Consider the following 26,532-nt stretch of genomic DNA (forward strand, 5'->3'; position numbering starts at 1 on the left):
GATCAGAGACAAACAGTAATTTGATATTCGTGCTCGCAGCAACAGGAATTTGTGCTCAATGATCGATGCTGTCCGTTTAGTTCGCGGGGTCTGATATTGCTACCACCATAAAGATTTACGACTTACCATTCCCCTGTTCAATTTCCATTATGAGAAGATGACGATGATACAGTAACTAGGTAACTACTGGATGGAATTATTTTCATGAGAATTTGTGACCCTGCGGGTCATGTAAGTTTAGTTCCGCTTCTATATATAGGATAAACTATAGAATGTGAAACTAAATGGTTTCCAGAAGAGATTGAATCTGTTCAACCAGTTCATCCACTTTAATTTCCCTAGATTCTCCTGTTTTTCTCACTTTTAGTTCAATCAAGCCCTCATCTACTTTGGAGCCAACCGTGATGCGAATAGGGATTCCGATTAAATCAGCATCATTAAATTTGACTCCTGCCCTTTCCTGACGATCATCCAGCAAAACTTCTAATCCTGTATTCTTCAATTTTTGATATATTTCTTCTGCCACTAGTACCTGATTTTTTTGTTTCATATTGACCGGGATAATATGTACGTGAAACGGTGCAACTGAAACGGGCCAAATAATGCCGTTCTCATCGTGATTTTGTTCAATAATGGCAGCAATGGTCCTTGATATTCCAATTCCATAGCACCCCATCACCATTGGCTGTTCTTTTCCATTCTCATCAAGAAAGACTGCTCCTAATTTTTCGCTATATTTGGTCCCCAATTTAAAGACATGCCCTACTTCAATCCCTTTGGCAAACTGGATAATATCAGAACAATGGGGACAGACATCGCCCTCTTGAATGTTCCGGAGATCCGTATACAGATGTACTGAAAAATCTATTCCAGGATTCACATTGACATAATGATAGCCTTCCTCATTGGCACCAGTAATCCCATTTACGAGGGATTCCACTGCATAATCTGCAACGATCTTTACTCCCGTCACGCCAATAGGCCCAATGTATCCGATTGAAGAATTTATCCATTCTTTCACCTGTTCCGGAGTAGCCATCTCTAACACATTTGCATCAAAAACGTTTTTCAGTTTTATTTCATTTAATTCGTGATCTCCACGGATTAATGCCAGTACTGGTTGCCCATCGGCAACATATAATAAGGATTTTATTACTTTTTCTCTGGGTACGGAAAGAAACTCACTTAGTTCTTCAATGGTGGTTACATTGGGAGTGCTCACTTTTTCTATAGAAAGCTTTCTCTCCTCTAAAGGCTGTACTTCCTGTTTGACCACTTCTGCCTTTTCTAGATTGGCAGCATAGGAACAAGAGGAACAATAAGCAATGGTATCTTCACCAATTTCGGATAAAACCATAAATTCATGGGTTCCCTTACCTCCGATTGCGCCGGCATCCGCCTCAACAGCACGGAAGTGCAAACCACATCTTGTAAAGATTCGCACATAAGCATCGTACATCGCCTGATAACTCTTGTCCAATCCTTCACTATCCTTATCAAAGGAATAAGCATCCTTCATAATAAATTCCCTGGCCCGAATCACTCCGAAACGGGGTCTTCGTTCATCTCTGTATTTGGTTTGAATTTGGTATAGATTGAAAGGAAGCTTTTTGTAAGATCTTACCTCATCTCTGGCAATGCTGGTGATTACTTCTTCATGGGTTGGTCCCAATACAAAGTTTCGGTCATGACGGTCTTTTAATCTCATTAATTCAGGCCCATAGGCATCCCAACGCCCTGTCTCCTGCCACAACTCGGCCGGCTGAATAGCTGGCATCACCAATTCCTGGGCTCCAGCCCTATTCATTTCTTCTCTGACAATCCTCTGTATATTTTGGAGAACTCGTAATCCCAACGGCAGATACGAATAAATTCCTGACGCCAACTGCCGGGCCAGTCCTGCCCTTATCATTAATTGATGACTTATGGTTTCAGATTCCGCAGGGTTTTCCCTTAGTGTTGGAAGAAAATAATGCTGCTGTCTCATTTACTTACCTCCATCCTCAGATGCAGTAAGAACTGCATTCACTTCTAACATTAATTCCTCAAAAAGCTCATCTTCCTTTACTTTTCTGACAATTTCTCCATTGCGGAATATTAATCCTTCTCCGTTTCCGCCAGCAACTCCCACATCTGCTTCTCTGGCTTCCCCTGGTCCATTGACAGCACAACCCATCACGGCAATTTTTAATGGCTTCTTAATGGAACTTACCGCTTCCTCTACCTTATTTGCCAATTCAATCAGCTCGATTTGACATCTCCCGCAGGATGGACAGGATACCACCACCGGCTCATTCCCAGATAATTCCAAACTTCTTAATATCTGTTTAGCAACCTTTATCTCCTCAGTGGGATCCCCTGTTAATGATACCCTGATTGTATCTCCGATTCCATAAGATAAAACCGTTCCAATTCCTACTGCCGATTTTATTCCTCCTGAAAAAACTGTTCCTGCTTCCGTTACCCCTACGTGCAAAGGATAATTCCTCTTCTCAGCCATTAACTGGTAAGTCTGAATCATTGCAGGAACATCTGATGATTTCAGTGATACAACAATATTATAAAAATCCAATTCCTCCAAAATTTCCACATGGGTTAAAGCACTTTCGACGATGGCTTCAGGGCTAGGATAACCATACTTATCCAGAAGTCGTTTTTCAACGGATCCAGAATTCACTCCAATACGAATGGGAACCCCCTTTTCCCGGCAGCCCTCTACCACCGCTTTCACTTTTTCTTTTGAACCAATATTGCCTGGATTAATTCGAATTTTATCTATTCCGCTCTCCAGTGCAATTAAAGCCAATTTATAGTCAAAATGAATATCGGCCACTAGCGGAAGGGGGGAACGCTCCTTTATCTTTTTTATCGCTCTAGCGGCATCCTCATTAATCACAGCAAGTCTTACAATTTGACAGCCAACGTCCGCCAAGGCTTGAATTTGATTAAGGGTAGCCTCCACATTTCTTGTATCCGTCGTTGTCATGGACTGGATGACAACGGAGGATTGTCCCCCAATTTGAACGTTTCCGACCGTAATCGGCCTCGTCTCTTCTCGTTTAAACACCGATGTCTCCTCCTATAAAAAGAATTTTTGAATGTCATTCCATGTAACAACAAGAATCAGTAGCATAAGCAGAGCAAAACCTAGAAAGTGAACCATGCTTTCTTTATGTGGGTCAATGGGTTTTCCTCTTACGAGTTCGATGGCTAAAAAGATGAGTCTTCCTCCGTCCAGAGCAGGTATCGGAAGCAGGTTAAAGATTCCCAAATTTATACTTAAGAAAGCTGCCCAAATTAATAAAGTGGTTAACCCTTTTTGAGCCATTTCTCCGGTATACTTGAATATCCCGACAGGACCCGATAATTCGGCGGTAGATACCTCTCTCTTTATCATCATGCCCAGCCCCTCAAAAATCTTGGACGTAAATTCATAGGTGGTAGATACTCCGTAAATAGCGGATCCGACTATCGAAAACTCAGTGGGCTGATAAACTCCAACCTTTCCGACCCCATCTATCTCAGACGTTTTCACTATCGCCCGAAACTGTTCACCTTTTCTTTCAATGATCAAAGTAATCTCCTTATTCGGGTTTCTCCTGACATCTTCCACAAAATCTGACCAAGATCTTACTGGCACCGAATTCACAGAAATCACCCGATCTCCTTTCTGCAATCCGGCGATTGCTGCAGGTCCCCCTTCATCAACTTCTCCTAAAAAGGGCTTATCAGAAGGAACGCCGTTTAATAACCCGACAATCATGAATAAAAGTATAGCCAATACGAAATTCATGGCTGGACCGGCAAATATGGTTAAAAATCTTTGCCAAATGGTCTTTGATGAAAATTGCCTATCATAGGGAGCGATCTGTACTTCTTGATCATCGTAGTAAATATGAGCTTCTGGATGAACCTGATATGAAACAACGCCTTGTTCATTTTCACCAGAAATTCGCAAATCATTGGTTAAATCTATAGATCGAACCGTTATCCACTGAGAAGCATTCCTATTCTTAGATGCAATAATCTTAACAACCTCACCTTTGTTGTTGAATTGAACACCAATTTGTTGCCCTGGTTTTATTTCCACCACTTCCGGATCTTCTCCAGCCATTCTAACAAATCCGCCTAATGGAAAAATTCTAAGTGTATACCTTGTTTCTCCTTTTTTAAAGGAAATAATCTTAGGTCCAAATCCAATGGCAAATTCGCGACACAAAATCCCAGCCCTTTTGGCCAACAAAAAGTGTCCTAATTCGTGAAAAAAGATCAGTGCTCCAAAAACTAGAATAATGGCAATCACTGTTTGTAAAACCAATTCGTTCACCAACCCTTAATCTTTGTATTATCTTCATCGATTTATTAATTGTTCAGTGTAATTCCTTGCCCAATGGTCTGCTGAAAAAATATCCTCGAGACTTGGTTGAATAATGTTACTATGTTTGTCAAGAACTTCTTGAATCATTCGTTCAATGTCTAAAAATTTAATTTTACCAGCTAAAAAAGCACCAACAGCCACTTCATTTGAACTATTTAGTACGGTAGGCATAGTTCCGCCCGCTTTTCCGGCCTCATAAGCTAAAGATAGCAACGGAAATCTCTCAAAATCCATGGGGCGAAAATGCAATGCGCTCCATTTCGTGAGATCTAATTCTGATGTGTTTAAACTCATCCTATCAGGATAACTTAAAGCGTATTGAATGGGAACCTTCATATCCGGGGTACCCAACTGAGCCAGGATCGCCCTGTCTTTAAATTCTACCATAGAATGAATGATACTTTCATCGTGCAACATGCAATCTATTTTTTCAAATGGCAGTCCAAAAAGCCAATGGGCCTCTATGACTTCTAACCCTTTATTCATCATAGTCGCCGAATCAATGGTAATTTTCGCTCCCATCTTCCAATTTGGGTGGGACAAGGCTTCTTTAACGGTTACGTCTTTTAGCTGTTCCCTGCGCAAATGTCGAAATGATCCTCCTGAAGCGGTTAATATAATTCTCAATATAGAATCCCTTTGTTCACCTTTTAGACATTGGAAAATGGCCGAGTGTTCACTGTCTATCGGAATAATGGATACCCCGTTTTTGTGTGCCTCTTCCACAATCAAATGCCCGGCAGATACAAGGGTTTCTTTGTTTGCCAAACCAATATTTTTGCCGGCACGAATGGCAGAAATTGTTGGTTTTAGACCTAAACTCCCGACAACTGCTGTTACAACAAAATCAGCTTGCTCCCATGTGGCAACCTCTTCCAGACCCTCTTCACCAAAAGTGATGATAGTGTGACTGCCTACAATTGCCTTTAACTCATCTGCCAATTTCTTTGTCGCAACGGAAGCGATTTGTGGTTTCCATTTTAATACCTGCTTGGTAAAAAGATCAATGTTTTCTCCAGCTGATAATGCCACCACCTGAAAATCTTCGGGATGCTGTTCGATAACTTCCAAAGTTTGCCTTCCAATGGAACCGGTGCTTCCTAATATCGATATATGTTTCATATATTCACCTCATAATATATGTATCTAAAAAGAAAATCGATAACCGCGGTTCGTACGAGATTACAAGGACGGGATAGTTCCGCATCTAGAGATTAGATGTGAGTAGTCGAACTTATTGAAATCGACGAAAATGGTTGATTTCATCAGAGGATAAACTGCATGATATAAAAAATGGGAAATACAATCAATAGGCTGTCAAATCGATCTAATATTCCTCCATGACCCGGTAAAAGATTACCCGAGTCTTTCACCCCCAAATGACGTTTTAAAGCGGACTCCATCAAATCCCCTATTTGGGCAGCTATTGATATAACAAAGGCAATGATTATAGCCGTTCCTATGGAGGTTAAGGGATGGAAGATCCATTGAAAAACTGAAGCAACAATTATAGCACCAAGGATTCCTCCCAATGCGCCTTCAATTGTTTTTTTCGGACTGATTTGCGGCCACAACTTCCGGCTTCCAAGAAGCAAGCCGGAAAAATAAGCGAAGGTATCAGTGGTCCAAGTGATCAGAATGACAAAGAGAGCGGCCCAAAATCCACTTTCCAAATAACGAGTTAATACAAAAAATAAAAAGCCCAATCCGATGTAAAATCCACCAAAAAAAGTATAGGCAACATGATCAATGGTTACTTGATTTTTGGTAACAACCGGAATCAAATACAGCAACAAAAAATAAATAATAGTTGCCGTAAAGAACCATGTAAATTCATCATTGCTTACTTTATTGGGGATCAAGACCAAAAGAAATATAAATATCAAACTTAAACCACCCTCAATGGACAACAAATTTCTGTTTTTCATTTTTAAAAACTCATAAAAAGAAAAAGAAGCCAGTAAAAAAATAAGGGTGGAATACCACATTTCACCTAAATAGAGAAGGTACAAAAAAATAGTTCCACCTATTAAACCGGTAAAAATTCTTTTCTTCACTTCAAACCCTCCTTAGGGCTATATGGAACCATATCTTCTGCTGCGCTGCTGATAATCTCTTATCGCTTCATAAAAATGTTCCCTCGTAAAATCAGGCCACCTAACATCGGTAAACCATAGCTCCGTATACGCCAATTGCCATAACATAAAATTACTTAATCGAATTTCTCCGCTGGTTCGGATTAGCAGGTCAGGGTCGGAGAAGGAAGAAGTCAGCATTTTATTTGAAATCGTCTCCTCGTTAATATCTTCTACAGCTATATCACCATTTATTACATCAGTTGAAATTTGTTTTACAGCATTTACCATTTCATTGCGACTTCCATAATTTAAAGCAAAATTAAGAATAAGCCCGTCATTTTCTTTGGTCTTTTCAATCGCAGTTTTTACAGCTTCTAATGTATAAGGGGGGAGTCCCGCTTCTTCACCCACCATTTTAACCTGAACATTATTTTCGATTAATTCTTCAAGTTCGGTAACCAAAAATTCTTGGGGTAGCTTCATTAAATAGTCCACTTCTTCTTTGGGACGCTTCCAATTTTCTGTAGAAAAAGCATACAAAGTGAGAATTTTTATGCCTATCTCATTGGCTGCTTTGGTAATATTTTTTACTGTCCTCATTCCCGCGCGATGACCGGCAATTCGAGGGAGCCCCTTTTCTTTGGCCCATCTTCCATTTCCATCCATTATAATCGCGATATGTCTTGGAAGATTATTATTTTCGACCATTAGATTTGTTCTACCGTCATCTTTTTTCGGCAACCATTGAGTAAACTTATGTAACATGTTCTCTCCCCCACTTATAGATCAGGCTTGCTAAATAATAACATGCGATAGGGAGCAATAATGCTCCCCTTATCTCTCTCCCTTAAACTTCCATGATATCTTTTTCTTTTTGAGCCATTAGCTCATCCACTATATTTATGTATTTATCAGTTAGCTTTTGAATCTTTTCTTGTTCCCTTCTAGATTCATCTTCTGATATTGTACCTTCTTTTTCAATTTTTTTCATTTCGTCATTGGCATCTCTTCTGATATTTCTTATGGCAACCCTTGATTCCTCTGCCATTTTTTTAAGCATCTTAACTAATTCAGTCCTTCTTTCTTCGGTAAGCGGAGGAATAGGAAGTCGAATGACATTCCCGTCATTTGTTGGGCTAAGACCAAGTTCTGCCTTTTGAATGGCCTTCTCAATTGGGCCAATGGATGACTTATCCCAAGGTTGAATAACAATTAATCTTGGCTCCGGTACATTGATGTTTGCCAATTGATTAATGGGCATCATTGTACCATAATATTCAACTTGAACCCGATCGAGGATTGCTGGATTCGCCCGTCCTGCCCTTAATGTAGACAAATCCTTTTTAAAAGCGCCAATTGCTTTTTCCATTTTTTCTTCAGCCTGTTCAATAATATTCTGAGACATTATTCATTCCCCCTTACGATCGTTCCAATTTTTTCACCTAATATTGCTTTCATGATATTGCCGTCCTCCGAAATGGAGAAAACAATCAGTGAAATGTCATTATCCATGCATAATGAAGAGGCAGTTGAATCCATAACACCTAATCCTTGATTTAAAACCTGCAAATAGGTTAGTTCGTCATATTTTATAGCATTAGTATCCTTGTCTGGATCAGCAGAATATACTCCATCAACCTTATTCTTAGCCATTAAAATCACTTCTGCTTCAATTTCTGCAGCCCTTAAAGCGGCAGTGGTATCAGTAGAAAAATAAGGATTACCTGTACCGGCGGCAAATATGACCACCCTTTTCTTTTCCAAATGACGAATAGCCCTTCTTCTAATATATGGTTCTGCCACTTGTCTCATTTCAATGGAGCTTTGAACTCTGGTGGGGACTCCTTCCCTTTCCAAACTGTCCTGAAGAGCTAATGAGTTCATCACAGTAGCCAGCATTCCCATATAGTCTGCAGTTGCCCTGTCCATTCCTTTGGCACTGCCGGCTAATCCCCTCCAAATATTTCCTCCACCAACCACAATCGCCACTTCAACTCCTAATTCAACTACTTCTCTAATTTGTTTGGCAATTGAAGTAATAAACAAGGGATCGATTCCAAACCCTTTCTCACCGGCCAACGCTTCCCCACTTAATTTTAACACAACTCTGCGATACTTGGGTTGAGGCATTATTCAATTTCCTCCATTTCTCTTATGTATGTTCTACATGAGTCCTTAAAATCCTCTAACCTGGAAAATAATTGGTTTGGTTATTTGGATTTATGAGCTTGCTAAATAAGGGAACACGGAGTGTTCCCTTATTTACCGATCAGGAAATTAGAAAAGTTTCCTGATCGGTAAGATATTTTTTCAGGTATATTATTTTTTAACTTGGGACATGACTTCCTCTACGAAATTATCCTGACGCTTTTCCAACCCTTCTCCTAATTCATAACGAACAAATCGGCGGATGGATATATTCTCACCGATCTTCGCGATTTTTTCCTTTAACAAATTCTCGATAGTAATATCTGGATCTTTGATAAACGGCTGCTCCAATAAACAAACCTCTTTAAAAAATTTCCCGATTCTTCCATCCACCATTTTTTCTACGATATTCTCCGGCTTACCCTCATTCAGGGCCTGAGTTCTTAAAATTTGTCTTTCTTTTTCTAATACCTCCTCAGGCACTTCTTCCCTTGATACGTATTGCGGATTGGCAGCAGCAATCTGCATGGCAATATCTTTTACAAAGGCTTTAAATTCATCAGTTTTTCCTACAAAATCCGTTTCACAGTTTACTTCTACCAAAACACCGATTCTTCCGCCAGCATGTATGTACGAATCTACAATTCCTTCTGCTGCAATACGGCCAGCTTTTTTAGCAGCAGCAGCCAATCCCTTTTCCCTCAGGATTTCAGCAGCTTTTTCCATATCTCCATTTGCTTCAGCCAATGCCTTCTTACAATCCATCATTCCAGCACCGGTTTTCTCCCGTAATTCCTTTACCATCGAAGCAGTTACACTCATCTTACGGCCTCCTTACCTTATCTAATTCGATTAGCGAACTTTCATTGAAGCACCCTTAATCTAAACCGCTAAAAAAGGGCGGCTTAGGGTATAAAACCCTTAAGGCCACCCTTCAATACTTAAGCAGTTGTTTGTTCACCTTGATTTCCTTCAACTACGGCATCGGCAATTTTTGCTGTCAATAATTTCACTGCGCGAATGGCATCATCGTTACCAGGAATAACATAATCCACCTCGTCGGGGTCACAGTTGGTATCAACGATTGCCACGATAGGAATGCCTAACTTGCGAGCCTCTGCAACGGCGATATGCTCTTTCCGTGGATCGATGACAAAAACTGCATCGGGCAAGCTGGTCATACCCTTAATTCCACCGAGGAATTTTTCTAGGCGATCCTTCTCCTTTTTTAAAAGAATCACTTCTTTTTTTGGGAGTACATCAAAAGTCCCATCACCCTCCATGGTTTCCAACTGATGCAAACGGTCAATACGCTTGCGGATGGTCTGAAAATTGGTTAAAGTACCACCTAACCAACGTTGGTTAATATAAAACATCCCACAGCGTTCAGCTTCTTCTTGCACCGAATCCTGAGCCTGCTTTTTGGTTCCCACAAATAATAGGGTCCCCCCGTTAGCGGCGAGGTCACGTACGAAATAGTAAGCTTCCTCTACTTTCTTAACCGTCTTTTGCAGATCAATAATATAAATTCCGTTTCGTTCAGTGAAGATGTAGCGATCCATCTTGGGATTCCAACGACGGGTTTGATGTCCGAAATGAACCCCGGCCTCTAAGAGTTGTTTCATGGAGATTACCGCCATCCTCACTCACCTCCTTCATTGGTTTTTTATCCTCCACCTGTCTCTTCTTCAGATGAGACTTGAGCGACAAGCACCCTCATCCAAATCAACAGATGTGTGTTTTTCACACCATTTTTAACTTTAACATACGGATTTCCTTTAATCAAGAACAAAGTTACTCAGCCACAAAGAAAGCTTCCACTTATTTGGAAGCTTATCCATTCCACTACATTTTTAATCCTTCTTGTTTAGCTAATTGCAAAATTAACGAGATTTCTCCGTTCCCCATACCGGTGCGTTTTGCGATCTCATCTGAATTTAATCCCATTTGTTTCAGTTGAAAAATCTGTTCATATCTTTCCAGTAACTTTAACTGATCACTAAAAAGTCTTTGTTTCGTGTATTTCTCGCTTTCTGTTCCCTTACGAAGCGTTATGATCTCTTTTTTTATCCCATGTACCTCATTTTGAATCTTTTTTATCTCCAAATCATTTTTTTGCCTTATTCCAGAAATGGCTTTTATCAGGCGTTCATTTTCTTGTTTTATTTCCTCGACAAATTGTTCCAAAGTCGCCTGAATTTCGTCCTGTTCGACAGTAAATCCTTCACGTCTTTCAATTTCCATCAATTGGTTTTCAATTCTAATGATGCGATACACCAGAAAAACAATAATAAAAACGGTTAAAGTAAAAAGGAGAGGCCAACCAAAATTCATTTGTTACACCACCATAATCGTTAAAAAATGCATACTATACCTTTTAAACATTTTCTATCAAAGAGATATATCGATATACCTCCCTTTATATGGATCTACAGCTTCTTGTTCATCTTTTTTCTTTTGGGTTGATTTCTTCCCTTTTTTGTTTGTTGAATCATCTTTATTTTTCTGGTCTCTCCTAATCGTTTGCTTCTCTGTTCGGGAAATATTTCCGCTTCTTTTTCTTTCATATTCAAGTTGTTTGATTTGCTGGGATGCCAGCGCTGCTTGATCCTGTGCAGTTCTTTGGTTTATTTGTTCTTGAATTTTTCCTAACTCTTGGGTCCTGGGAAGAGCAACTTGGAGTTCCACTGATTTGAAACTCATAAAGGTCACCTTCCTTAGCTTTTTGTAATATTCCCATCTTTTAATACAAATTTACAATTTGGTTCCTTATCTTTAATATATCTGATTTGTGAACCGAATACTAGCCTCACTCCCGGATATATTGTATGAGTAGCCTCTATGGAACAATCATCGATATCAAATAACATGTTCTCAATTTCTTTAATTCGCCGCTTCACTACTTTTTCACGTTTTTCCGTCAGAAGCATGGTATTAGCTAATTTAATTTGAAGTTCTTTTTTATCGGGAGGGATATTTCCGGTGGTAGCCAGTAGTTGATTAAAGTATTGTAATGCCTTTTCTGTCTTTATTTTATTCTCAGTCAATTTTTTTTGTTCCTTTAGAAGTTCCTTCAGTTCATCCCTTAAATCAGGTGCAACTCCCACTTCGATTGAGGTTCTTGTGGCCATCTCGTTTCCAATACTTCTTGCCTTTACTTTTTTTCCCGCTTGTATCGTTCCACCAACGATTAATCCCTTGGAACCTTGACAGATCACACTCCCGCCTGCCCTTATGGTGGAATGCATGATGCTTTGGGATACGATGACATCGTTTTTGGCCGATACAATTCCGCTATGAATATGGGACACCTTCACATTGCCACCGGCTTTTACTTCACCCAGATGATGTCCAATGATACCGGAACTGATCTCTATATCTCCCTCACAGTCCAAAAAAGCACTCTCCACCAATCCATAAACTTTAATATCTCCCGATGCTTTAATTGAAAAGCCAGGATTCACTTTTCCCCGAACGACGACTGTCCCTACAAAATCGATGTTTCCTACTCCAAAATCAACATCACCATTTACTTCATAAACGGGAAAAACATGAATTTTTCCGTCTTCAGAAACGGAAACTTGACCATCAATAGCAGCGTAAACCAATCCATTTTCCTTATCAATAACAGTATTTTTCCCTGGTTTTATATGTATGTCTTTTCCGTCTTTTCCTGGAACCTCTTCGCCAAATATGTTCGTACCCGAAATTCCTTTAGTAGGCGGGATTTTTTTGGCTAACAATTTCCCCTTTTTTACATTAGCCAATTCCTGAATCGAATAAAAGTCAACTGTTCCATCTTCACGGATCTTGGGTTTTTTTTCCTCTTTTATTTGGTACATATATTCCAGTTTCGCGTCTTGCCCATCTCTGGAATCCGTACCTTCTGCAATGAGCACTTCTTGACCTGCGAAAGATACCGGATCAAGGGAAATCTCCTTTATTTTATCATATAATACTCCATGTTGTATTCCATGGGCAGAAACATATTTTAATAAAGAATCATGAGAAACGGATATATCATCATGGTCTATGATTAATTTGATATACGCTTTCATTTGGTCCTTACTAATAATCACTTCCACCCATTCATCCAAAGGAACTTGTGCTTGATTTTCATCCATTATGCATTCCCCTTTCTATAGAAGTGGAACTAAACATTCACACGTCCGCTAGTCGTGTTCATCGTAATAAACTTGCTTCAGGTGGAGTATTCTTTTCTCCCTGAATTTTAGTTGTACCACACAGGACTTGCCAATGTCGACAACGCAGGACGCTGCATTTGCACCAATAATAAATTTTGTTACAGTAGATGACTTTTCAATTTTTCCAGGGCAGCTCTCATTCGATAAATCGCCTTGGAATGAAGTTGAGAAATTCTGGATGTAGATAAACCCATGACTTCTGCTATTTCTGTTAAAGTTAATTCATCATAGTAAAATAAGGAAATAACCAGCTTTTCCTTCTCCGGAAGCCGATCGATGGTTTTACTTAAAACCTCCTTTAAACCTAGCCATTCTGCCCTTCTTTCGGGAGACTCCACATTAGGATCAGAAATCGTAGATTGTAATGAGGTTTGATGTTGATCTTCTTCAGATATAGGTTCATCCAATGAGAGCAGAGTTCCCATCGATGAATGGGAGAGAATATGCAGTAACTCATCTTCGCTAATTCCCAGGAAATCACTCACCTCTTTATCTGTTACAGAGCGAAGCTTTTCTTGCTCAAGAACCGTATACGCTTCTTCCACTTTTTTTAACTTTTCTCTCATTGACCGCGGAATCCAATCATTTTCTCTGATTCCATCAAGAATATTCCCACGAATTCGCCACATGGCATAAGTTTCGAATTGAAGACCCCTTGAATAGTCGTATTTTTTCATCGCATCAAGCAATCCCAGAATACCTAGACTGCGAAGTTCATCCCGTTGAATCGTTTTAGGCATAGTGATAGCAAGACGATTTACTACATAATCGACCAATGGAAGATATTTATTTACCAAAAAATCTTCCGCTTCTTTATTGTCATGTTTTTTCCATTTTACCCATTCTCCATAATACTGGATGGATTGATTTTTATCGTACAATTCCAAACACATCCTTAATCTTCGGAATACTTCCGCATAAACAGAGCCATTTTCTTAGGATCCAAGTTGTCTTTTTCAGACTCGGAGAAGGATAATTGAGGGATTTGGTCATCTTCAGGAGTGGTCATGTCGACATAAGCTCCCTTATTGTCACTATCTTTATTCGGATTAACGTCAATATCTTTTAAAGCAATGTGTAATAACCATCGAATACCAAAGCCTATGGTAAAAAATAGGATGAAAGCAATCAACGAACGAATCATACTGGTAAAAAAAGTGTTGTTGATAATAGAAAATAAAAAAGACAGAACCATTGCAATGCAAGCGATGATCCAGTTGAATGTGAATGTGCTCATTTTCATCTAAATTTCCTTAACTCCTTGATTCACGGTTCTAACATATAAAACTCCGGTTTCAGAATCCATCTCAATGGTACGACCGTAATTTCCTCCTGTATCTTCACCAATGAGATGAATACCCAATTCCTTTAAAGCGTTTTTACATGCCTCAACATTTCTTTGGCCAATTTTCATAGTATCTGAAGAACCGGCAAACGAGAACATCTGGGCACCTCCAGCCATTTTGGCCACCATCGAAAAACGTTTACTTCCTTTTTCTGTCATTTTTTTCACCAAATAAGGAACCCCGGTATCCGCATATTTAATCAGGTTCATCTCTTTTCCCCTGCAAAGAGAAGAAGATGGAAGCATCACATGGATGAGTCCAGCCATTTTTAAATGTTTATCATAAATAGCAACTCCTACACAAGAGCCTAGGCCAGTGGTTCGAATCTTATCAGGAGTCTCAGCGATATTCATATCTGCTATTCCAACTTTGATTACATTCATTCAAATGGCACTCCTAAAGCTCCAAATAATTTCTCAAAAGAATCAGGGTCTGGTAATAGGAAAAAATGACCTTCTACTTCTGAATTTCCATCTAAAAAAGTGGTATCGATCAACAAAGCATACTCTCCAACCATACTTAATTCCATTAATCCATAGGATAAAACGGCGCCAGCCATATCAATGGCAATGGCGGGAACACTGGGAGAGAGATTTAATTTTGTAAAATCCGCCAATGATGACAAATAGGAACCTGCGAGAATATTTCCTATTTCATGAAGGGCAGACAATTCCATTTCGGAGAATTCTTCCCCTTCTGAAACGGTTCCCATTAACATATTTAGTAATTTTTTTGCAGATTCATGGGTTAGAATAAAAAACATATTCCCGGGGGCATCTCCATGAATTCTTAGGAAAATAGCAATCACTACCTTCTCTGCCCCACCCACAAAATCGGATATGTCATCGAAATGAACCAGTTGAACCTGCGGTACCTTCATATTTACATGGGTTTTCAACAGACTGGCTAACGCGGTGGCTGCATTCCCGGCTCCTATGTTTCCTACTTCTTTTAAAACATCAAACTGGAATTCGGCAAAACGGTCAAATTGTTCCATACTTACCTCGCCATTTTTTCTAATTGTTTCAATTCTTCCGGATTCAGTACTTTATCCAGGTTAAGCAGGATTAAGAGCCTGTTTTCTAATTTTGCCACTCCTTGCAAATATACAGCTTCTACACCTCCAACGATTTCTGGCGGAGGTTCAATCATATTAAGGGGGATATCAATTACATCGTTGGCAGAATCAACAATCAATCCCACTTCTACATCTCCAACAACAACAATGATAATTCTGGTGCTGTCAGTAACCGGAAATTCTTCCAATTCAAAACGACTTCTTAAATCAATAATTGGTGTAACCACGCCCCGGAGATTGATGACACCCTTAACAAAATCAGGTGTTCTTGGGACACGAGTAATATGTTGCATTCTTTCAATGGATTTCACTTGATGAACATCTACGCCATACTCCTCTTCTTGTAGGCGAAAAACAATCACTTTCATCTCATTGACTATGTCTTTTTGTTCCAACATGCCAGCTTGCCTCCTTATCACTATTTAATTAGGGCATTACAATCAATAATTAAAGCCACTTGTCCGTCACCTAAAATCGTGGCTCCTGAAATGGCAAAAATATTGGTTAAATACTTCCCAAGCGACTTTAATACAATCTCTTGCTGACCTATAAATGAGCCTACCACCAAACCAGCCATTTTTTCCCCTTTTCTGACAATCAGTACGGGAATCTCATCTTCTTGGTTCGTATTGCTTTTAGGAATATCAAAAACGTTTTGTAAAGAAACCAGCGGGACTACCCGCCCTCTAAAATCAATGACCTGTTGTTTATGGGCATACATGATTTCTTCTTTTTTAAATATGGCGGTCTCAATAATTGAACTTAATGGAATGGCATACTTCTCATCTTCCACCTGAACCAGCATTGCAGATATAATGGACAAGGTAAGGGGCAGTTGAATAAGAAAGGTGGAGCCTACTCCTTTTTCAGATTTGATTGAAACAAAGCCGCCTAAAGACTCAATCTTATTCTTAACCACATCCAAGCCTACTCCACGCCCTGAAACATCAGAAACTTTTTCAGCGGTACTAAATCCAGGCATAAACAAAAGGTCATAAACCTGCTTATCATCTAAGAGGTGTGCATTTTTTTCCGTAATTAGTCCCTTTTCAAGACCTTTCTGTAGCACCTTGTTCTTGTCAATTCCGTTCCCGTCATCTTTGATCTCGATAAATACGTGATTTCCGCTATGATAGGCTTTAAGCTGAATATTTCCTTCTTCCCGTTTCCCTTTTACTTTCCGTTCCTCAGGATGTTCTATCCCATGGTCAATCGCATTTCTTAATATATGAACAAGTGGATCACCAATTTCATCGATAACTGTACGGTCCAATTCTGTCTCTGCCCCAAAAATCTCAAGATTTATTTTTTTGTTAAGTTCCTTCGCCAAATCCCTTACCATTCTAGGAAAACGGTTAAAGACCTGTTCTACAGAAACCATTCTCATGGTTAATATCAGATTTTGAAGATCACTGCTGATCCTGCTCATATGTTCTACTGTTTCCAATAGTTCGGCATGGCCTATTTCACGGGACAGTTGTTCCAATCTTCCCCGATCAATCACAAGTTCGCTAAACAGATTCATTAATTCATCTAATCTCTCAATATCTACTCTTATCGTTTTTGTGCCAATCACTTTTTTTTCGTTATGGTTTGAACTTTTATCACTTTTTCTAGCATCTGTATCGCCTATATTTATCGTTTCCTGAATTTCCGCATCTTTTTGGTATTGGTTAGGATCTATAGAAATCACTTCAGCCTTGGTGATTTCAGATATCTGGTTTATCATCTGCTCAAGCTCAGCTTTTTCCTTTTTTGTAATCACAACCAGTTTAAAGGAACGGTCAAATTTTTCATTTTCAATATCCTCAACAGACGGAAAAGATTTTATGATTTCTCCTGAATTTTCAATGGAATCAAATACCATATATGCCCTTGCAGCTTTAAGTATACAATCCTCTCTGAGTTCAACATTTATGTAATAGATTTTATGTCCTGACTGCATGGACTGATTCATCACGGTAATTTCGAATTGATCGAAGGACAAATCTATTGGTTGAAAAGAGTTTTCAATATTCGGCAGTGAAGAGGCCTTTTTCACTGGTGAAACGGGCTCATCTGACAGGATCGATTTTAACTGATGAACCAACTGAGTGACATCCATTTTTCCATCTCCGCCAGATGACAATGAAACAACCATTCCTTCCAGAGAATCTACGCATTGAAACAATAAATTCATCATATGATCATTGATTAAAAGTTTTTGATTTCGGATTAGATCTAAAACATTTTCCATCTCATGGGTTAAAGTAGCCATATCTTCAAATCCCATGGTAGCAGACATCCCTTTTAATGTATGGGCTGATCTAAAAACCTCGTTAATGACCCCTGTTTCATTGGGATCATTTTCTAGTAATAATAAATTTTGATTAATTTCCTGCAGATGCTCTTTCGCCTCTTCTATAAACATATCCAAATACTGACTCATTTCCATAGATTCCACCCCCTATGATTCCACTGATTCTATCAAAGCCTGGGCAATTCCTTCCAAAGGAACAATTGTATCTGCGCAACCAGCCTGAATGGCAGAACGTGGCATTCCAAATACGACACATGATTGTTCATCTTCAACAATGGTCTTTACTTGATCAGATTCTTTCAGTTTTTTTAATCCTTCCGTACCGTCATTACCCATTCCTGTCATAATGATGGCCAATTTTTTTATACCTTTCAATTCAGCAACAGAAGAAAATAAGACGTTTACCGATGGGCGATGTCCGCCTACAGGTGGTTCTGTGTTAAGAGATATGAAAAGATCTTTATCCCTTTGTTTTACTTCCATATGATAACCGCCTGGAGCAATATAGGCGGTTCCAGGCAACAATTTTTGTCCGTCTTCCGCTTCCAAAACTGTAATTTGGCTGAGTGAATCCAACCTTTGGGCAAGTGATCGGGTAAATTTGGGCGGCATATGCTGAACGATAACAATTGCTTCAGAAAAGCCTGCAGGAATTTTAGTTAACACAGACTGCAAAGCTTTCGGACCACCTGTTGATGTTCCAATCGCCACAACGTAATTCATTTTATCATAGCTTTTAATTGAAGCCTCGACTTCTTTTTTTATAATTGATATTTTTTCATCTGCCTGAAAATATGGATGTATTTTGGCTCTAAAACGATTCTTTAATTGTGCTGCTGCAGTCACTTTTTCTATTAATTCATCACCAATTTTATGTAAATCGAGGGAAATAGAGCCGGAGGGCTTGGGGAGAAAATCAAACGCCCCCTTTTCTAACGCTGATATGGTAGCCCTTGCTCCTTCATTCGTCAAACTGCTAAGCATGATAACAGGTAGCGGCTGAGATTTCATCAATTGTTCTAAACACTCCAGCCCGTCCATCCGAGGCATTTCGATATCAAGGGTCACAACATCAGGATGAAGTTCTTTCACTTTATTTAAACAATCAAGACCATCCCTTGCAGTTCCTATCACTTCCAATTTATCAGATGTGGATAAAATATCGGATATGATTTTTCTCATAAAGGCGGAATCGTCAACCACAAGTACACGATACCTCATCATGAATGAGTCTCCTCTTCATCCAATTGTTTTATTATAATAGATTATAACCGATCATTGTTTATTTTTGGTTCATCATTTTTATCATCTTAACTAAAAAACCTTTCATTCCCGTTGAAAAATAAGAGGCAGTCTGATTTCCGGCCAAATAGGCATCCACCATTAATTCTATTCCTTTGGATGCCGATGATTTTGGATATGTCAAATAGAAGGGCTGTTGCTTCCTTACAGATTTTTGAACGTTAAAATCATCGGAAATATATCCCAGGGTTTTAATTTCCATTCCAAGAAATTGTTTGGCAACAAGAATAATTTTATCCGCTGTTATTTTTCCTTCTCTTTCTGAAGAAACCCGGTTTACGATCAGCTTAATTTTGACAAATGGATTTTTTGAATGAACCATTTTTATAATGGCATATGCATCTGTAATTGCTGTTGGTTCGGGTGTCGTGACCAATAAGACTTCATCTGCTGCCAAAATAAATCTTAATGATTCTTTTGAGAGACCTGCACCTGTGTCCAGAAGAATAGTATCCGCATAACCATTCAGTTTGGACAGCTGCTCAAAAAAATATGTCAACTTTCGCTCATCCATATGTAACAGTTGTGTAAAACCAGAACCCCCGGCTATAAATTCCAAACCGCATGGCCCCTTTTCAATAATATCCCATATGCTCATGTTACTTTCTATCATCTGAAATAAGTTATATTTAGGAGAGACCCCCATCAAAACATCAATATTGGCCAAACCGATGTCTGCATCAAAAATTACTACTTTTTGTCCTTTTTTCAACAAGGCCAAAGCAAAATTTAAGGTAAAATTAGATTTGCCCACCCCTCCTTTTCCGCTTGTTACCGTCACTACCCTGGTCAGTTTTACCCGATTGCCACGATCAATGATTTTTTCTCTTAATCTTTCCGCTTGATCATGCATGTCCATCTTCTCCCAATATTAGATTTGCCACCCTGGTTTCTGAAGCGATTAAAATATCATCGGGAACGTTTTGACCGTTTGTTAGGTAAGACAGAGAAAAATTATGCTGATGGACTAAATTGAGGATGGCTCCATAAGTACTTGTTTCGTCTGCTTTTGTAAAAATGACTTTGTCAATGTTGATCTGTTTAAAGTTATTTGCGATAGAAACCATATCTTGATATTTTGATGTCAAGCTAAGAACCAGATACGTTTCATTGGGTACTGTAGTAGTTAACAGATGTCCCAGTTCTTTTACATAGGATTTGTTGAGATAATTTCTTCCAGCTGTATCCATAAAGACGATATCACAATCTTTTAAACGGTTTAGTGATTGATGTAATTCGCTGGCTGAAAAAACGACTTCTAGGGAAACGTTAAGGATATTCGCATATGTCTTCAACTGGTCAACAGCTGCAATTCGATAGGTATCAGAAGTGATCAGGCCAACTTTCTTCCTATCTTTCAGAACGCTTTCGGCCGCTAATTTTGCAATAGTTGTCGTTTTTCCCACCCCTGTGGGGCCAATAAAATTAACAAATTTGGTATGAGGCCGGATAGGAACCGGAGAACCTTTCTTCAACAGTTTCTCGATTTCATTCTTTACCAATTGATAAACTTCATCAGAGGAAATGTGATGAACATTCTCCACTTTTTTTAGTAATTGTTCTAAAATATATGAGATAATTCCTTCGTTCACTTCCTGATCTTTTAATCTTCGGCTAATATTTCGAATCGGCAAGGGTAGTTTATCATAATTTTTTTCCTGTAGAAGTAGTTTTAAAAACATTCCCCTCATATCCTTTATCTCTTGGATCAAAGACTCATGATTATTAGAAACGGATGGCTCCTCTTCCGACTGGAGAAAACTAAACGGATTTGTACTTTTAGGCTCCGTTTTTTGAGCCGGAACTTCATCATTCAATGTTTTTGAGTGATAAACAGGGGATCTTCGTTTTTCAGTACCGGAAGGATCAACGGCTGCAATTACTTCTATTTTTTGTCTGGTAAAAAGGCCTAAAAAACCCCCGGTTTTTATTTTTTTTGTATTTAATATGATGGCTTCCTTCCCTAATTCTTCCTTGATTTTTTGCAAGGCATCAGGCATGGAATCTACCACATACCGCTTTATCCTCATCCAAGGTTCACCACCCCTACACTTTGAACTTCCACATCAGATTCTAACTCATTGTAAGAAAGAACCGGAACATCAGGAATAATTCTTTCTGTTAGCTGCCGCAAATACATTCGAATGGCAGGAGAGCAGAGAAGAATAGCCGATTCACCCATTTGAGTCACCCTTTGAATTTGCTGATCAAGGGCTTGAAAAAATTGATGGGAGAATTCTGGATCAACCGCTAAATAGCTACCCTGCTCCGTTTGCTGAACAGATTCGGATATTTTCTTTTCTACCCCAGGACCTATGGTAATTACTTTTAATACCCCTTTGTCTCCATAATACATTTGGGTAATCTGTCTTGACAGAGACTGCCTTACATATTCTGTTAGGATATCTGTATCCTTAGTAAAACGGCTGTAATCTGCTAATGTTTCAAAAATTGTTACAAGATTTCGTATGGATATTTTTTCCTTTAACAGTTTTGCCAATACCTTTTGAATTTCACCGATTGAAAGCAAATTGGGGACAATTTCATCTACTAAGGCCGGCGCATGTTCTTTTAAACGATCAACCAAAGACTTGGTTTCCTGCCTCCCAAGCAGCTCATGGGCATGTTTCTTAATGATCTCTGTTAAATGAGTGGCTACTACAGAAGGAGGATCGACCACCGTATATCCCGCCATTTCAGCTCTTTCTTTCATTTCATCATTTACCCAAAGGGCAGGCATTCCAAAAGCAGGCTCCACTGTTGGAATGCCAACTACGCTTTCATCATCTATTCCCGGACTCATCGCCAAATAGTGATCAAGTAATAATTCACCATTCGCTACCTTATTTCCTTTAATTTTAATGATGTATTCATTCGGTTTTAATTGAATATTATCCCTAATTCTCACAACAGGCACAACCATGCCCAATTCAAGGGCAATTTGTCTTCTTATCATTACAACCCTGTCCAGCAGGTCCCCGCCCTGATTAGTATCGGCGAGAGGAATCAAACCGTATCCAAACTCAAATTCGATTGGATCAATATGAAGCAGATTGATGACACTCTCCGGACTTCTTACCTGTTCTACCTCAACATCTTCTGAAGGCTCAATTTGTTGTTCTTGATCCCTTTTCATATTTTGCAGTAGATAATATCCGCCTGCAGCAAAGAGAATGGCTATGGGAAAGGTTCGAATCATGCCTATTGGTGTAAAGAGACCAAGAAATGCAACGGTACCTGCTACTACAAACAGCATCTTTGGATAAGCCAAAATTTGTTTGGAAATATCCTGGCCCAGATTTCCGTCAGAAGCAGCTCTTGTCACCAATATACCAGTGGCTGTTGAGATCAGCAATGCAGGTATTTGGCTTACCAGACCATCCCCTACAGATAACAATGTAAACTTTTTTGCGCTCTCAGAAAAACCATAGTCAAACATGACCATACCAATGATGAAGCCGCCTAAAACATTGATTAATAAAATGACAATCCCCGCTATGGCATCACCTTTGACGAATTTACTGGCTCCATCCATCGCTCCGTAGAAATCCGCTTCCCGTTCAATTTGTCGTCTTCTCTCCCTAGCCTCATGCTCATTAATCAATCCTGCGTTCAAGTCAGCATCTATACTCATTTGTTTACCCGGCATCGCATCCAATGTAAACCGGGCCGCCACCTCAGCAACCCTCTCTGATCCCTTTGTTATCACAATAAATTGAATAATGACCAGTATCAGAAATACGATAAAACCAACGACGGGATTTCCGCCAACCACAAACTGTCCAAACGAATTAATCACTTCTCCGCCATTTCCTGTAGAAAGGATGGAACGAGTGGTAGAAACATTTAAGGAAAGGCGAAATAAAGTAGTTAAAAGTAGCAGTGATGGGAATATGGAAAATTGCAGCGGTTCTTTGGTATTCATTGCAACCAGTAAAATCATTAAGGAAAGTGAAATATTCATGATTAACAGGAAATCAAGCATTGCAGGAGGAAGGGGAATGACCATCATAATCACAATCATGATCACTGCTATTAAAACTGAGAAATCTCTTAACTGTATTGACATCATCTTCCTCCTTATGCCTTTCCTTTAAGCTTGTATACATAGGCCAATATTTCAGCAACAGCCCTAAAGAGATCCTCAGGAATGTTTTCCCCAATTTCAACCTGCTGAAACAGAGCTTTGGCCAGGGGCTTATTCTCCATGACTACCACATCATTTTCCTGGGCAATCTCTTTAATTTTTAATGCCACATGATCGGCACCTTTTGCTACGACTTTGGGAGAGTCCATGGTTTCTCCATCATATATAAGAGCAACAGCAAAGTGAGTGGGGTTGGTAATCACAACATCCGCTTTTGGAACCTCCTGCATCATCCGACGCATAGCCATCTCCCTCTGCCTCTGTTTGATTTTTCCCTTGACCTGAGGATCGCCTTCCATTTTTTTCATTTCATCTTTAATATCCTGCTTTGACATTCTTAAGTTTTTTTCATAATCATAGCGCTGGTAAATATAATCGAGTACCGCCAAAACGATGAGAAGCAAGGAAACATATATTCCAATCTTTACAGTTAGCAGGGCGGTAAAATGAAAGTTATCCCATACATTTTTCTGGGCCAATAGGAGCAATTGATCCTTTTCCGTCACAAAAATCAAATATACCACTAAGGAAACCAAAACAATTTTAAGTATTGCCTTAACCAATTCAACAATAGCCCGCAAAGAGAAGATTTTTTTGGCCCCTTCAATGGGATCCAGTCGCTTTAAATTCATTTTTAACGGCTCTGCTGTAAACAGAAAACCGATCTGTATATAATTGCCGATGATTCCTCCTGCTAGAGCAATCCCCATAATTGGAAGCAGTATTTTTCCCATTTCTATAAATAACTGAAGAAAAAGAGCCGATATAGAAGAAGGAGTAAAATCCCAGAAAAAATATTGAGTAAAGCTTTGACGGTATAAATTAAGCAAGGAGTTTCCCATAAACTTTCCGATAAATAACAAAGAGAGAAATACAAACAACATTACCATAGCAGAAGGAATCTCTGCACTCTTGGCCACCTGCCCCTTTTTACGGGATTCTTGTTTCCTTCGGGGAGTTGCTTTCTCTGTTTTCTCTTGAGCAAAAAATTGAAGGTTAACCGTCAGATAATTCTTTGTTTTCATCGTTAAGCTCCTAGCAATTTCATAAGTTCATTCATTGCCAAAAACATCTGGGAGAATAAACCTTTTAGCAGATAAAAAAATACCGGCATCAATAGAATAAGGATAATAAAGCTGAAATAAATCTTAATCGGAAGGCCTACAACGAATACATTTAATTGCGGTACAGTTTTTGCTATGATTCCCAAAGCGGCATCCACCAAAAAAAGAGAAGCAACCAAAGGAAATGCCAACTGAAAAGCGATAAGAAACATCTTGGCAAACATCATAAGGACAAATAAAGTGATTTTCCCGTTTCCAATTGGAACCCATCCCTGATCGACAGGGATAAACTGAAAGCTAGCCAAAGCACCTTTAATGATCATTAAGTGTCCATCTAGGGACAATAAAAATAAAATGGCCAAAATATATTTAAAATTACCGATAAGGGGACTCTGAGCTCCAGTCTGTGGATCAACGACATTGGCTATGGCCAAACCCATCTGCATATCAATAAAGGAACCCGCCACCTGTAAGGCATAAAGGAATAGTGAAGCGACAAAGCCTATGGATAGGCCCACAATGATTTCTTTTAATATGAGAAGAACATAATAAATGTCGATGGTTACTAACCCTTGGTTTTTCATAGAAGTAAAAACAATGAGAGATAGAAAAAAAGAGAGCCCGACTTTAAAAGTATTGGGAACCCCTCGACTGGAAAATATAGGAGCAGAAACAAAAAAAGATGTTAATCGAACAAGCACCAACAAAAAAACGGGAAAGAACGCCAATATCGATTCCATTTTCTTACCCTATAAATTGATTCATATTATTGAATAATCCATACGTAAAGTCGAGGAGTTTATTTAGAATCCATGGACCAAAAACAACCAAAGAAATAAGTACGGCTATAATTTTAGGAATAAAAGCAAGGGTTTGTTCCTGAATTTGTGTAGTGGCTTGAAAAATACTAACCAATAATCCGATGAGTAGACCAAAACCTAACATAGGCGCACTGACAATAAGGATTGTATAAACAGCATTTTCAGCCAGCTTTACTACGAAGTCCTGACTCATCAGCCTTCCCCCTCTAATAGCTTAATAATAGAGATTTTACGACTAAATACCATCCATCAACAAGCACAAACAACAGAATCTTAAATGGCAATGATATCATTACCGGCGGAAGCATTAGCATCCCCATGGCCATCAATGTACTTGAAACCACCATATCAATGACCAGAAAAGGAATAAAAATCATAAATCCGATTTGAAATGCTGTCTTTAGTTCACTAATTGCATAAGCAGGAACTAAAGCTGTCAAAGGAATTTCTTCAATACTATCCGGTTTTGGCAGCTTTTGATATTCCAAAAATAAGGCTAAATCCTTTTCACGGGTGTATTTTGCCATAAATTCTTTAAAGGGCATAGTGGCAGCAACAAAAGCCTCTTGTTGCGTCAATTCTCCATTGATGTAAGGCTGCAGAGCCTCTTCATTCACCTGGGCAAAAGTCGGAGCCATAATAAAAAAGGTCAAAAATAGAGCCAGTCCAATCAACACTTGATTTGGCGGCATTTGCTGGGTAGCCAATGCTGTTCTGACAAAAGACAAGACCACGATAATTCTAGTAAAACTGGTCATTAGTACTAATATCGCAGGTGCAATAGAAAGAACCGTTAACAATAGTAGAAGTCGAACCGTGAGAGAAACATCCGCCGGATCGTCAGTCGTTCCAACATTAATATCAATACCCGGTATAAGCAAATTATCATGAGACTGGGCAGACACTTCAGGCTGAAAAAGAAGGAAAAGCACGAAGACCATCCAAAGAAAAGGAATACGCCGCTGGATCATGATGACTCATCCTCTCTCTGGTGGTTCTGATCTTTTAAAATTAATTCCTCAATCGTTGGACGCTTTTTTCTTACCTCTTCTAATCTATCGTTTAATTGTTTTTGAAAATTAGAACTCTTAATAGGTTTCCCTTTGCCTCTATTATTATTTTTCAATGGAAGAAACGACATTTTCTCAATTAAAAATGACGGCAGCATATTTTTAGAAGCCCCTGTTTGATTTTTCAGCAGAGTAAACATCTCTGTCTTTTCTTCCTCATCCTCAATGACTTTAATTAAGGTAATGCTGTCTGCAACGCCGAGCAAATACAATTTGTTCCCCATTTGCACCAGCTGCAATGACTTATTTGAGCCTAAGGGGAGACCTCCCAATATACGAATCCACTGTTTCTCTCCCAGTTGTTGTTGACGAAACTGCAGAAATTTTTTTAGCAGAAAAATCATCACCACGATCAGAAGTAACGACAAGGTAACTCTCACCATAAAGGAAACGATAGAGAAAGAGTTCTCTTCATCTGCGGCAGTGGTTTCCTGATCCGTTGGCAAACGATCGAATGGTACATTTTGGGTGCCTGAATCGTTTATCCCATCATAAACACTTTTAATTCCTTCCGCTTCAATATGTACTTGAAATAGAAAAAAGGATAAAACCAGAAACAATGAAAAAAAACAAAATTTCATCCAATTCATAGGAGC

28 protein-coding genes are annotated in these 26,532 nt (G+C 39.1%); all 28 read right to left on the reverse strand.

The window, feature by feature from the left end; translation table 11 throughout:
• Positions 1-280 precede the first annotated feature (280 nt).
• The 28 genes from L1765_RS07375 to fliO all read right to left on the reverse strand — a co-directional run bounded on the left by L1765_RS07375 (position 281) and on the right by fliO (position 26,526).
• Positions 281-1,987 (reverse strand): proline--tRNA ligase, encoded by a 1,707-nt coding sequence (locus L1765_RS07375; protein ID WP_236406044.1) that lies wholly within the window; start codon positions 1,985-1,987, stop codon positions 281-283.
• Positions 1,988-3,067, reverse strand: a complete 1,080-nt coding sequence (gene ispG / locus L1765_RS07380; RefSeq protein ID WP_236406046.1) for a flavodoxin-dependent (E)-4-hydroxy-3-methylbut-2-enyl-diphosphate synthase — start codon at positions 3,065-3,067, stop codon at positions 1,988-1,990.
• Positions 3,068-3,079: 12 nt separating this feature from the next.
• Positions 3,080-4,318, reverse strand: a complete 1,239-nt coding sequence (rseP, locus tag L1765_RS07385; protein ID WP_236406047.1) for an RIP metalloprotease RseP — start codon at positions 4,316-4,318, stop codon at positions 3,080-3,082.
• A gap of 33 nt (positions 4,319-4,351) precedes the next feature.
• The gene (locus L1765_RS07390; RefSeq protein ID WP_236406048.1) at positions 4,352-5,500 is read right to left on the reverse strand and encodes a 1-deoxy-D-xylulose-5-phosphate reductoisomerase; all 1,149 of its coding nucleotides are present in this window, start codon (positions 5,498-5,500) and stop codon (positions 4,352-4,354) included.
• A 143-nt stretch (positions 5,501-5,643) separates the two neighbouring features.
• Positions 5,644-6,435, reverse strand: coding sequence for a phosphatidate cytidylyltransferase (locus L1765_RS07395; RefSeq protein ID WP_236406049.1), 792 nt, complete (start codon positions 6,433-6,435; stop codon positions 5,644-5,646).
• A gap of 18 nt (positions 6,436-6,453) precedes the next feature.
• Positions 6,454-7,221, reverse strand: coding sequence for an isoprenyl transferase (locus tag L1765_RS07400; RefSeq protein ID WP_236406050.1), 768 nt, complete (start codon positions 7,219-7,221; stop codon positions 6,454-6,456).
• An 82-nt stretch (positions 7,222-7,303) separates the two neighbouring features.
• Positions 7,304-7,861, reverse strand: a complete 558-nt coding sequence (frr, locus tag L1765_RS07405) for a ribosome recycling factor (protein WP_236406051.1) — start codon at positions 7,859-7,861, stop codon at positions 7,304-7,306.
• On the reverse strand, positions 7,861-8,586 hold the full coding sequence (gene pyrH, locus L1765_RS07410) for a UMP kinase (protein WP_236406052.1): 726 nt from the start codon (positions 8,584-8,586) through the stop codon (positions 7,861-7,863). Before pyrH ends, frr begins: the two co-directional genes overlap by 1 nt.
• A 189-nt stretch (positions 8,587-8,775) precedes the next feature.
• Entirely contained in the window at positions 8,776-9,426 is a 651-nt protein-coding gene (gene tsf, locus L1765_RS07415; protein ID WP_236406053.1) for a translation elongation factor Ts, read from the reverse strand.
• Positions 9,427-9,545: 119 nt separating this feature from the next.
• Positions 9,546-10,244, reverse strand: coding sequence for a 30S ribosomal protein S2 (rpsB, locus tag L1765_RS07420; RefSeq protein ID WP_236406055.1), 699 nt, complete (start codon positions 10,242-10,244; stop codon positions 9,546-9,548).
• 205 nt (positions 10,245-10,449) lie between these two features.
• Complete coding sequence (locus tag L1765_RS07425) at positions 10,450-10,938, reverse strand: DUF2802 domain-containing protein (RefSeq protein WP_236406056.1); 489 nt, start codon at positions 10,936-10,938, stop codon at positions 10,450-10,452.
• Positions 10,939-10,995: 57 nt separating this feature from the next.
• Entirely contained in the window at positions 10,996-11,307 is a 312-nt protein-coding gene (locus L1765_RS07430) for a hypothetical protein (protein WP_236406058.1), read from the reverse strand.
• Positions 11,308-11,321: 14 nt separating this feature from the next.
• Positions 11,322-12,728 (reverse strand): DUF342 domain-containing protein, encoded by a 1,407-nt coding sequence (locus L1765_RS07435; protein ID WP_236406059.1) that lies wholly within the window; start codon positions 12,726-12,728, stop codon positions 11,322-11,324.
• A gap of 179 nt (positions 12,729-12,907) precedes the next feature.
• Positions 12,908-13,702, reverse strand: a complete 795-nt coding sequence (locus L1765_RS07440; protein WP_236406061.1) for a FliA/WhiG family RNA polymerase sigma factor — start codon at positions 13,700-13,702, stop codon at positions 12,908-12,910.
• A 2-nt stretch (positions 13,703-13,704) separates the two neighbouring features.
• Positions 13,705-14,046 (reverse strand): hypothetical protein, encoded by a 342-nt coding sequence (locus L1765_RS07445; protein WP_236406062.1) that lies wholly within the window; start codon positions 14,044-14,046, stop codon positions 13,705-13,707.
• Positions 14,047-14,052: 6 nt separating this feature from the next.
• Positions 14,053-14,538 carry a chemotaxis protein CheD gene (locus L1765_RS07450; RefSeq protein WP_236406063.1) on the reverse strand — a complete coding sequence of 162 codons (486 nt, stop codon included), beginning with the start codon at positions 14,536-14,538 and terminating at the stop codon, positions 14,053-14,055.
• Positions 14,535-15,152 carry a chemotaxis protein CheC gene (locus L1765_RS07455; protein WP_236406064.1) on the reverse strand — a complete coding sequence of 206 codons (618 nt, stop codon included), beginning with the start codon at positions 15,150-15,152 and terminating at the stop codon, positions 14,535-14,537. The genes L1765_RS07450 and L1765_RS07455 overlap by 4 nt, the downstream gene beginning before the upstream one ends.
• A 2-nt stretch (positions 15,153-15,154) precedes the next feature.
• Positions 15,155-15,631: a chemotaxis protein CheW gene (locus tag L1765_RS07460; RefSeq protein ID WP_236406065.1), complete on the reverse strand. Its 477-nt coding sequence runs from the start codon at positions 15,629-15,631 to the stop codon at positions 15,155-15,157.
• Positions 15,632-15,651: 20 nt separating this feature from the next.
• Positions 15,652-17,667, reverse strand: coding sequence for a chemotaxis protein CheA (locus L1765_RS07465; RefSeq protein WP_236406066.1), 2,016 nt, complete (start codon positions 17,665-17,667; stop codon positions 15,652-15,654).
• Positions 17,668-17,679: 12 nt separating this feature from the next.
• Positions 17,680-18,756: a protein-glutamate methylesterase/protein-glutamine glutaminase gene (locus tag L1765_RS07470; RefSeq protein ID WP_236406067.1), complete on the reverse strand. Its 1,077-nt coding sequence runs from the start codon at positions 18,754-18,756 to the stop codon at positions 17,680-17,682.
• A 58-nt stretch (positions 18,757-18,814) separates the two neighbouring features.
• Positions 18,815-19,687, reverse strand: a complete 873-nt coding sequence (locus L1765_RS07475; RefSeq protein WP_236406068.1) for a MinD/ParA family protein — start codon at positions 19,685-19,687, stop codon at positions 18,815-18,817.
• Positions 19,680-20,864: a flagellar biosynthesis protein FlhF gene (gene flhF, locus L1765_RS07480; protein ID WP_236406070.1), complete on the reverse strand. Its 1,185-nt coding sequence runs from the start codon at positions 20,862-20,864 to the stop codon at positions 19,680-19,682. Before flhF ends, L1765_RS07475 begins: the two co-directional genes overlap by 8 nt.
• Positions 20,861-22,903, reverse strand: coding sequence for a flagellar biosynthesis protein FlhA (gene flhA, locus L1765_RS07485; protein WP_268928774.1), 2,043 nt, complete (start codon positions 22,901-22,903; stop codon positions 20,861-20,863). Before flhA ends, flhF begins: the two co-directional genes overlap by 4 nt.
• Before the next feature lie 11 nt (positions 22,904-22,914).
• Complete coding sequence (flhB, locus tag L1765_RS07490; RefSeq protein ID WP_236406071.1) at positions 22,915-24,006, reverse strand: flagellar biosynthesis protein FlhB; 1,092 nt, start codon at positions 24,004-24,006, stop codon at positions 22,915-22,917.
• A gap of 2 nt (positions 24,007-24,008) precedes the next feature.
• Positions 24,009-24,785 carry a flagellar biosynthetic protein FliR gene (fliR, locus tag L1765_RS07495; RefSeq protein ID WP_236406073.1) on the reverse strand — a complete coding sequence of 259 codons (777 nt, stop codon included), beginning with the start codon at positions 24,783-24,785 and terminating at the stop codon, positions 24,009-24,011.
• 4 nt (positions 24,786-24,789) lie between these two features.
• Positions 24,790-25,059, reverse strand: coding sequence for a flagellar biosynthesis protein FliQ (fliQ, locus tag L1765_RS07500; RefSeq protein WP_236406074.1), 270 nt, complete (start codon positions 25,057-25,059; stop codon positions 24,790-24,792).
• A 13-nt stretch (positions 25,060-25,072) separates the two neighbouring features.
• A complete protein-coding gene (fliP, locus tag L1765_RS07505; protein ID WP_407942223.1) occupies positions 25,073-25,834 on the reverse strand; it encodes a flagellar type III secretion system pore protein FliP in 762 nt (253 codons plus the stop codon).
• Positions 25,834-26,526 (reverse strand): flagellar biosynthetic protein FliO, encoded by a 693-nt coding sequence (gene fliO / locus L1765_RS07510; RefSeq protein WP_236406076.1) that lies wholly within the window; start codon positions 26,524-26,526, stop codon positions 25,834-25,836. The genes fliP and fliO overlap by 1 nt, the downstream gene beginning before the upstream one ends.
• Positions 26,527-26,532 lie beyond the last annotated feature (6 nt).

Origin of the sequence: Microaerobacter geothermalis (assembly GCF_021608135.1) — a bacterium.
Classification (GTDB): domain Bacteria; phylum Bacillota; class Bacilli; order DSM-22679; family DSM-22679; genus Microaerobacter; species Microaerobacter geothermalis.

Bases quoted from the DNA above. Each gene is read 5' to 3' on its own strand.
- L1765_RS07375 (WP_236406044.1), bottom strand. From the start codon at position 1,987: ATGAGACAGCAGCATTATTTTCTTCCAACACTAAGGGAAAACCCTGCG.
- L1765_RS07390 (WP_236406048.1), bottom strand. From the start codon at position 5,500: ATGAAACATATATCGATATTAGGAAGCACCGGTTCCATTGGAAGGCAA.
- L1765_RS07400 (WP_236406050.1), bottom strand. From the start codon at position 7,221: ATGTTACATAAGTTTACTCAATGGTTGCCGAAAAAAGATGACGGTAGA.
- frr (WP_236406051.1), bottom strand. From the start codon at position 7,861: ATGTCTCAGAATATTATTGAACAGGCTGAAGAAAAAATGGAAAAAGCA.
- pyrH (WP_236406052.1), bottom strand. From the start codon at position 8,586: ATGCCTCAACCCAAGTATCGCAGAGTTGTGTTAAAATTAAGTGGGGAA.
- tsf (WP_236406053.1), bottom strand. From the start codon at position 9,426: ATGAGTGTAACTGCTTCGATGGTAAAGGAATTACGGGAGAAAACCGGT.
- rpsB (WP_236406055.1), bottom strand. From the start codon at position 10,244: ATGGCGGTAATCTCCATGAAACAACTCTTAGAGGCCGGGGTTCATTTC.
- L1765_RS07425 (WP_236406056.1), bottom strand. From the start codon at position 10,938: ATGAATTTTGGTTGGCCTCTCCTTTTTACTTTAACCGTTTTTATTATT.
- L1765_RS07430 (WP_236406058.1), bottom strand. From the start codon at position 11,307: ATGAGTTTCAAATCAGTGGAACTCCAAGTTGCTCTTCCCAGGACCCAA.
- L1765_RS07435 (WP_236406059.1), bottom strand. From the start codon at position 12,728: ATGGATGAAAATCAAGCACAAGTTCCTTTGGATGAATGGGTGGAAGTG.
- L1765_RS07440 (WP_236406061.1), bottom strand. From the start codon at position 13,702: ATGTGTTTGGAATTGTACGATAAAAATCAATCCATCCAGTATTATGGA.
- L1765_RS07445 (WP_236406062.1), bottom strand. From the start codon at position 14,046: ATGAGCACATTCACATTCAACTGGATCATCGCTTGCATTGCAATGGTT.
- L1765_RS07450 (WP_236406063.1), bottom strand. From the start codon at position 14,538: ATGAATGTAATCAAAGTTGGAATAGCAGATATGAATATCGCTGAGACT.
- L1765_RS07455 (WP_236406064.1), bottom strand. From the start codon at position 15,152: ATGGAACAATTTGACCGTTTTGCCGAATTCCAGTTTGATGTTTTAAAA.
- L1765_RS07460 (WP_236406065.1), bottom strand. From the start codon at position 15,631: ATGTTGGAACAAAAAGACATAGTCAATGAGATGAAAGTGATTGTTTTT.
- L1765_RS07465 (WP_236406066.1), bottom strand. From the start codon at position 17,667: ATGGAAATGAGTCAGTATTTGGATATGTTTATAGAAGAGGCGAAAGAG.
- L1765_RS07470 (WP_236406067.1), bottom strand. From the start codon at position 18,756: ATGATGAGGTATCGTGTACTTGTGGTTGACGATTCCGCCTTTATGAGA.
- L1765_RS07475 (WP_236406068.1), bottom strand. From the start codon at position 19,687: ATGCATGATCAAGCGGAAAGATTAAGAGAAAAAATCATTGATCGTGGC.
- flhF (WP_236406070.1), bottom strand. From the start codon at position 20,864: ATGAGGATAAAGCGGTATGTGGTAGATTCCATGCCTGATGCCTTGCAA.
- flhA (WP_268928774.1), bottom strand. From the start codon at position 22,903: ATGTCAATACAGTTAAGAGATTTCTCAGTTTTAATAGCAGTGATCATG.
- flhB (WP_236406071.1), bottom strand. From the start codon at position 24,006: ATGAAAACAAAGAATTATCTGACGGTTAACCTTCAATTTTTTGCTCAA.
- fliR (WP_236406073.1), bottom strand. From the start codon at position 24,785: ATGGAATCGATATTGGCGTTCTTTCCCGTTTTTTTGTTGGTGCTTGTT.
- fliQ (WP_236406074.1), bottom strand. From the start codon at position 25,059: ATGAGTCAGGACTTCGTAGTAAAGCTGGCTGAAAATGCTGTTTATACA.
- fliO (WP_236406076.1), bottom strand. From the start codon at position 26,526: ATGAATTGGATGAAATTTTGTTTTTTTTCATTGTTTCTGGTTTTATCC.